This window comes from Rhizobium mongolense subsp. loessense (assembly GCF_900099775.1).
Lineage (GTDB): Bacteria > Pseudomonadota > Alphaproteobacteria > Rhizobiales > Rhizobiaceae > Rhizobium > Rhizobium loessense.
This window is the reverse complement of the sequence record NZ_FMTM01000015.1, coordinates 105,405-112,264: the sequence shown is the minus strand read 5'-3', so window position 1 is coordinate 112,264 and position 6,860 is coordinate 105,405. Positions and strand designations below refer to the sequence as shown.

General features: G+C 59.2%; 7 protein-coding genes. 3 read left to right on the top strand and 4 right to left on the bottom strand.

The genetic code is table 11. From position 1 onward, the window contains the following. The 3 genes from BLP23_RS29750 to BLP23_RS29730 all read left to right on the top strand — a co-directional run. A partial coding sequence (locus BLP23_RS29750; RefSeq protein WP_139187137.1) for a zinc-binding dehydrogenase occupies positions 1 to 338 on the top strand: 338 nt, incomplete at its 5' end. 88 nt (positions 339 to 426) lie between these two features. Continuing rightward, on the top strand, positions 427 to 1,002 hold the full coding sequence (gene gfa / locus BLP23_RS29745; RefSeq protein ID WP_092588306.1) for an S-(hydroxymethyl)glutathione synthase: 576 nt from the start codon (positions 427 to 429) through the stop codon (positions 1,000 to 1,002). Positions 1,003 to 1,542: 540 nt separating this feature from the next. After that, the gene (locus tag BLP23_RS29730) at positions 1,543 to 2,871 is read left to right on the top strand and encodes an MFS transporter (RefSeq protein ID WP_092588303.1); all 1,329 of its coding nucleotides are present in this window, start codon (positions 1,543 to 1,545) and stop codon (positions 2,869 to 2,871) included. A gap of 219 nt (positions 2,872 to 3,090) precedes the next feature. Here BLP23_RS29730 and BLP23_RS29725 read toward each other — a convergent pair whose 3' ends face one another. From BLP23_RS29725 to BLP23_RS29710, 4 genes are all read right to left on the bottom strand, one after another. Beyond that, positions 3,091 to 3,888: a DUF899 domain-containing protein gene (locus BLP23_RS29725; protein ID WP_167364030.1), complete on the bottom strand. Its 798-nt coding sequence runs from the start codon at positions 3,886 to 3,888 to the stop codon at positions 3,091 to 3,093. A gap of 324 nt (positions 3,889 to 4,212) precedes the next feature. After that, complete coding sequence (locus BLP23_RS29720; RefSeq protein ID WP_092588316.1) at positions 4,213 to 4,413, bottom strand: DUF2905 domain-containing protein; 201 nt, start codon at positions 4,411 to 4,413, stop codon at positions 4,213 to 4,215. A 339-nt stretch (positions 4,414 to 4,752) separates the two neighbouring features. Further along, positions 4,753 to 5,685 (bottom strand): sugar phosphate isomerase/epimerase family protein, encoded by a 933-nt coding sequence (locus tag BLP23_RS29715; RefSeq protein ID WP_092588301.1) that lies wholly within the window; start codon positions 5,683 to 5,685, stop codon positions 4,753 to 4,755. Between the two features lie 32 nt (positions 5,686 to 5,717). Further along, positions 5,718 to 6,848 (bottom strand): sn-glycerol-3-phosphate import ATP-binding protein UgpC, encoded by a 1,131-nt coding sequence (locus BLP23_RS29710; RefSeq protein WP_092588300.1) that lies wholly within the window; start codon positions 6,846 to 6,848, stop codon positions 5,718 to 5,720. Positions 6,849 to 6,860 lie beyond the last annotated feature (12 nt).

The following is a 6,860-nucleotide window of genomic DNA, read 5'->3' as shown; positions in this document are numbered from 1 at the left end:
ACTACACCTTCGACTGCACCGGCAACACCAAGGTGATGCGCCAGGCGCTGGAAGCCAGCCATCGCGGCTGGGGCAAGTCGGTCGTCATCGGGGTGGCCGGTGCCGGCCAGGAAATCTCCACCCGCCCGTTCCAGCTGGTCACCGGCCGCAGCTGGATGGGCACCGCCTTTGGCGGCGCGCGTGGCCGCACCGACGTGCCGAAGATCGTCGACTGGTACATGGAAGGCAAGATTGAGATCGATCCGATGATCACCCATACGATGCCGCTCGAAGACATCAACAACGGCTTCGAACTCATGCATTCCGGTCAAAGCATCAGGAGCGTCGTCATCTACTAACGTGTCCGCCGGGCGTTCGGACAAAGGCCGTAGTAGGCCAATATCCGGAGACCCGGACGGCTTCAGCGCAACAGGGGAGGAACATGCGATGGAAACTGCAGTTCATATTCATCCGGCAGTCGACGATGGTTTAAAACCCGCCGACCCCGGCTTTGCCGGTGGCACGCTTGTTTGTGCCTGCACGGACCGGCCGGTCAAGGTAAGGATCGAGGGGCAGGTCGCCCACAATCACGTTTGCGGCTGCACCAAATGCTGGAAGCCCAGAGGTACTTCTTTCTCCATTGTCGCGGTCGTCCCGCATGACAAGGTGACTGTGCTGGAGAATGGAGACAAACTGCAGGTGGTCGATCCGAGCGCACTGATCCAACGTCACGCCTGCAAGCAATGCGGCGTGCACATGTATGGACCGGTCGAACGGGAGCATGCGTTCCAGGGGCTGGACTTCGTTCACCCCGAGCGGTTCCAGGAAACAGGCTGGGCTCCACCCGAATTTGCAGCCTTTGTTTCCTCCATTATCGAGTCGGGCGTCGATCCCAGTCGAATGGACGGCATACGGGCCCGCTTGCGGGAGCTTGGATTGGAGCCCTATGACTGCCTATCGCCTGCCCTGATGGACTATGTCGCCACCTGGGTCGCAAAGAAATCCGGCGCACTTGCCGGCTGATCGAGCAGACGGAATTGATGAAATCTGTCAGCGTTCTGGACAAGGACGCTGACCTTTTCCTTCAGGCTCACTTAAAGACGACATTACCATGCGCGTGCTTGCGTGCGGAGCTGGCCGATTGCGGCATGGTCGTCGCGCCGCCCTTGATCTCGCGCGGCTGGCCAGCGAACAAGATCGATTGGATATCGAAGGGCGCGTGACGAATGGGTGGCGAAGCCGCAAGTGGGACAGCCCAAAGTTTCTCACCAACGCCCTGTCACGGCTTGCCTAAACGGAACAACACGCTGCAGGATCGTAAGACTGTTGCGGTTCTCCAAGGAGGAGATCGTTGTTGTCTCGACCGGCGATGCAGACGTCTCATCGCCATCGCGAGGCGAGGATACTTGTCAAACCTGGTTTCGCGCCGCTTTCCTTCACTGGCGACCGGCTTATTGTGGCGCGCTTCGCCGATCTGACGTGCGCGTGCCCTGTTTGGATCAGGCTGCTTTTCATGCTAAAATACAAGAAGTTGGAGGGCGATGTTTAATGGGAGGACGAAACATGCCCACTCAAGTTCCAAGGGATTTCCGTCGTGTGATCATTGCCGCGTCGGTTGGAAACGTCATCGAATGGTATGACTTCTATATCTTCGGAAGCTTGGCCGCGGTTCTTTCGGTGAAGTTCTTTGAACAATCCCACCCAGTCGCAGCGCTGCTGAGTACGATTGCGCTCTTCACCGCGGGATTCCTGATCCGTCCACTGGGGGCGTTCCTTTTCGGCTGGATGGGTGACCGGGTCGGCCGCAAATACACGTTTCTCATCACACTCAGCGGCATGGGGTTGGGCACCGGTGCGATCGGCTTGATGCCGACCTACGCGTCGATCGGGCTGACCGCTGCGTTCCTTCTCTTCGGCCTGCGGATGATCCAAGGCTTGTGCTTGGGCGGCGAGTATGGCGGCGCCATCACCTATGTCGCCGAGCATGTCCCCGACGAACGCCGTGGCTATTATACCGGGTGGCTTCAGACCTCTCCGACGCTCGGAATCGTCGTGTCGCTGGCCGTGATCATCGCGACGCGCACTTACTTCGGCAACGAGGTCTTCGACGCGTGGGCGTGGCGCATTCCGTTTTTGGTCTCCTTCCTGCTGGTAGCCATTGCAATCTACATCCGGCTTCAGCTTCAGGAGACACCGATCTTCGAGGAGATCAAGGCTAAGGGGCAGACGACCCGAAATCCATGGAAGGAAGCCTTCCTCAGCTCCAACATCCAATATGTCGGGATCGCCACCATCGTGCTGATCGGGCAGGGAGTGGTCTGGTATAGCGGCCAGTTCTGGGCATTGTACTTCCTGCAGCAGGTTTCCAAGGTAGATTCGTTGACCTCGTCCTATATCGTGGGAGCCGCGCTGCTCATTGCAACGCCGAGTTTGATCTTTTTTGGATGGCTGTCAGACATTATCGGCCGCAAGCCAGTTATCCTGGGAGGCATGTTGCTCGCCGCGATAACGTATTATCCGCTGTACTTGTGGCTGGGATCAGTCACGCAGCCTGGCAACATCAATTATCCAATCGCGATCTTCATCATCTTCATCCTGGTTTGCTACGTCGGGATGGTATATGGCCCGGTTGGTGCGTTCCTTGCTGAATTCTTCCCCGGCAGGATCCGGTACACGTCAGTCTCGGTGCCGTATCACATTGGCAATGGTTGGGGGGGCGGATTGGTGCCGTTCATCACCTCGGCGGCGTTCGCGGCCACTGGCAGCATTGGTTACGCGCTGATCTACCCGATCGCGGTTCCTGCCGTATGCTTCCTACTTGCCCTTTTCTTGATGCCTGAGACCCGCAAAATAAGCATCTGGAACCCGATTGAGCCTAGAGCCGAACTGTAACAAGGCGACATTGTGCGGGCCGCAAGGCCCGCACATCGTTGTCGCACTGCAGTTGCGGGGGCTTTTCGGATCCGGTGGCCTTCGACGGGGGCAGGCAGAATGCCCGTCCTCGCCGACGATCCGGAACAGGTCAGAAAAGATCGGATGCCTGTGCAGGCCGCTGCCGCCATATTTTGGCGACCTGTTCCTCACCTCTCCAGCACCTGGCAGTGTCATGGCTCAGGGCTTCGTGCTCGCGTGTTGGCTCCGGAACGCCGCCTCTCCAGCGTCCGACACCTCGACCCATTTCTTGTCGGGTATTGCGTCTGCAACGTAGCTGTCATGCCAGTTCCACCACTTATACGTCGGCGTTTGAGGATAGCCTTCGGGCGAGTCCTCCCAGACCTCTTGCCGGCCCAATGGCGTGATGTCTAGGTAGTTCCAAGTGCCTCCCATTTGCTCGTCGCCGCGATTATTGACGAAGTAGGTGCGGAATACGCGGTCGCCGTCACGGTAGAACACGTTCGTGCCATGCCACTCGTCCACGCCGAAGTCGGCGTCGAAGCTGTCGGTGAGAGTGAACCACGGCATCTCCCAGCCCATCCGCGCCTTCAGGCGCGCGATGTCGGACTGAGGCGCACGCGAGGCGAAGACGAGGGTGGTGTCACGCGCGTTCAGGTGCGCGACATGCGCGACTTGGTCGGCCACCATGGAGCAGCCCCTGCACGCGTGGTCGGGCCAGCCGAACACGCCCGGCTCGAAGAAGGCGCGGTAGACGATCAACTGTCGCCGACCATCGAATAGGTCGAGCAGGCTTGCCTTGCCCGCAGGTCCCTCGAACGCATACGCTGTCTCCACGGCCATCCTCGGCATTCGCCGGCGTTCGGCGGCCAGGGCGTCACGGGCGCGTGTCAGTGCCTTTTCTTTCACAAGCAGCTGCTGGCGGGCCGCCTCCCAGGCCTGGGGCGACACGACCGGCGGAGTGTGCATGTCAGGCTGTCTGCCTTGTTGTTGACCATTTTCAGTTGATCTCGTCATGGCTTCAAATCTCCTGATTTCCGCGCCTGCTGGCAGACGGTGGGTTCGCTCGTGGTGTGCGTGAGCTAGTTTGGCATCGGAAAGCGAACAGGGGGAGTAACATGTGTGGCGCTATTGCGACGGCCCCGCTGACGAAGCCGCAGCGCGCGCGCATTGAAGCGTAAACCTGCGGGGGCTGAACCGCGTGGGCGTTGTGCAACGTTGCTCCGGCTATCGTGATGGGGTCGAGCGGGCCGCTTTGCCGCAAAGGGATGTGACGGCGATCTTCAGGGACATTCTTCGAATGCCGGCGCGTCGTGCGGCCCTTACAACGGGCATAGCTTCTTAACGATTGAGGAGCCAGAGCATTACGGACAGCAAAATGCTGAAAAGCAGGCCGGTCGTAATAGGGATATAAATGGAGAAATTCTCGCGCTCGATAAGAATGTCGCCCGGGAGCCTCCCCAAGCCGATGCGTGCAAGCCACGGCCAGAGAATACCGACCGCGACGACAACAAGCCCGACTATGATGAGAACTCTAGACACGGCACACGATGCAATACGACTTCGGTCGCTTAGATGATAACCGAATTTCGATATAGGCGACACTCTTACGTGGCGGTCACATACCAAAGACGAGCCCCTGAATATGTACCAGTCGTACTTCCAAGGCAGCCGGCTGTAAGAGATAAGCCAAGGGGCATCAAGCGCGTCGATCTGGAAGATCACCTACATGATGACTGGAAACAGGGACGGCAAAGGAATTCCTGGTGCGGGCTTGCTCGGCGCTGCCAAGGATGGCCCGATCGTCAAGGACAGCATTCGGCCGTTTTCTGCATCGGGGTAGGTCCCCGCTTCTAACGGCCAACAAGGTCAGGGTGGCAGCTACGACAGCTGCCGCCTTTCCGCTTTATCCGCCATCCCCATCAATGCCGCCAAACCTCTCGCCCGTTCCAGGCAGGCCGGCTGCTGGTCACCAAATCGCTCCGCGTTGATTTCCATGATCAGCGACGTATCCGGAAGGAACGTGAGCTCGCTGAATATACTCTCCCAAGGAATGTCACCCCAGCCGATCGGCAAGTGGAGGTCGCCGATGCCGAGGGCCGTTGCCTCGGCCGGATGGTAAAAGCGCGTCATGGAGTAGGGAAGGCCAAAGCTGTCATGGACATGCAGGTGACCGGTAACCGGCGCCATTGCGCGCAATTCTTCGAGAAAATCGAGATTGCGGTAGGTCGACTCGATATAAGCGTGCGAGAAGTCGATCAGCGCAACAACGTTGTCCGAGCCGATGGCCCTGACAGTCGCGGCCACTTCGCTCGGCGTCTGGCGGTATTGGCTGCTTTCCGTGGTGAAGATGTTTTCAAGTGCGATGCGTACGCCGTAGCCCTTGGCGATATCGCCCATCTCGGCCAGTGCCTCGCGCTCCATTCGGTCAAGATCGGCGCCATTTTCGCCATCGGCAAGCTCTCCGGCACCTGAATGATGGACGAGTATGCCTGCACCAAGCCGGTCGCAGAGCTCGAGCATCGACCGCACGACCTTCTTTTGCAACTGCAAATGCTCGCGATCCATGAAATTGGAGAGGATCTGGCCGTGCAGCGACAGTTTCTTGAAAGGATACTGGCGAACGATGTCGGCGACGCGGCGCGTGCGATCTTCGATGATGCGGCCGCCGCTGATGATTTCCTCGGCATAGATGCCGATTTCGCAGGCGTCGGCCCCAGTCTCGGCGATTTCCCGCAGCGAAGTGTCAAGCGCACTCAGGTCGCCCTTGCCGGTTCGGTTGCAAAATCCGACGGCGGAAATCATGTCGTTCATGCGCGTGTTCCTCCTGGGGGGCCGTCAAAATTTCAGTGAACAATCGCCAGCGTTGAGGTGGCGGCGGCCGGACGCGGGGAGCTGGAATTGATGTTCATATCTATCCGGCGACCGCTATCGCGCTCGAAGACATGCAGTTGGGATAAGGGCAATTCCAGGCCTACTCGATCGCCTGGACGCACGCGCATATGTTCGCTGATGACGGCTGCAAATGGCTCGCCATCGATCTCGGCATGGGCGACCCGACCGGAGCCAAGTTCCTCGACGAAGTCTATTGTCGCTCGCACGCCGCTGCCGTCCAGTGAAACGGCACATTGCTCCGGTCGAATGCCGATCGTGACATCTCTTCCGCGCAAGCTGGCCGCAAGCGCGGGGTCGATGGGGACCTGCACGCCACCGAAACGCACCGACGCAGTCTCGACCTCGACGCGGGTATTGAAAAGATTCATCGCGGGAGAGCCGATGAAGGATGCGACGAATATGCTTGCCGGCCGATGATAGATATCGAGCGGCTGACCGACCTGCTCGACATGCCCCTTATTCATTACCACGAGCTTGTCGGCGAGCGTCATCGCTTCGATCTGATCATGGGTGACGAAGATGGACGTTGCTGAAAGGCGCTGGTGCAGTTTGCGGATTTCCGCCCGCATGGACACCCGCAGCTTGGCGTCGAGGTTCGACAGTGGCTCGTCGAAGAGAAACACCTGCGGCTCACGAATAATGGCACGCGCCATCGCCACGCGCTGCCGCTGGCCGCCGGACAATGCTGCTGGTTTGCGCGCAAGATACTCGGAAAGCCCGACGATCTTTGCCGTCTCCTCGATGCGCGTTTCGCGCTCGGTCTTTGGCACACCGGCTACCTTCAGCGCGTAACCGATATTTTGGGCCACGGTCATATGCGGATAAAGCGCATAGTTCTGGAACACCATGGCGCAGCCGCGCTCGCGCGGCTCGAGCCTGTTGACGACGCGACCGTTGATTGCGATTTCGCCGGCGGTAATCTCCTCAAGTCCAGCGATCATGCGCAGCAGCGTCGACTTTCCGCAGCCAGAGGGACCGAGAATGACGACAAATTCGCCCGAGGCAAAGGACAGGTCGACGCCGTGCAGCGTCTGGGTCTTGCCATAGGACTTGCGCACGGCGCGGATATCAATGTCAGCCATATTTGAACCTCG

Excerpts from the sequence above, each read along its gene's own strand:
- gfa (WP_092588306.1), top strand. The coding sequence starts at position 427 with ATGGAAACTGCAGTTCATATTCATCCGGCAGTCGACGATGGTTTAAAA.
- BLP23_RS29730 (WP_092588303.1), top strand. The coding sequence starts at position 1,543 with ATGCCCACTCAAGTTCCAAGGGATTTCCGTCGTGTGATCATTGCCGCG.
- BLP23_RS29725 (WP_167364030.1), bottom strand. The coding sequence starts at position 3,888 with ATGACGAGATCAACTGAAAATGGTCAACAACAAGGCAGACAGCCTGAC.
- BLP23_RS29715 (WP_092588301.1), bottom strand. The coding sequence starts at position 5,685 with ATGAACGACATGATTTCCGCCGTCGGATTTTGCAACCGAACCGGCAAG.
- BLP23_RS29710 (WP_092588300.1), bottom strand. The coding sequence starts at position 6,848 with ATGGCTGACATTGATATCCGCGCCGTGCGCAAGTCCTATGGCAAGACC.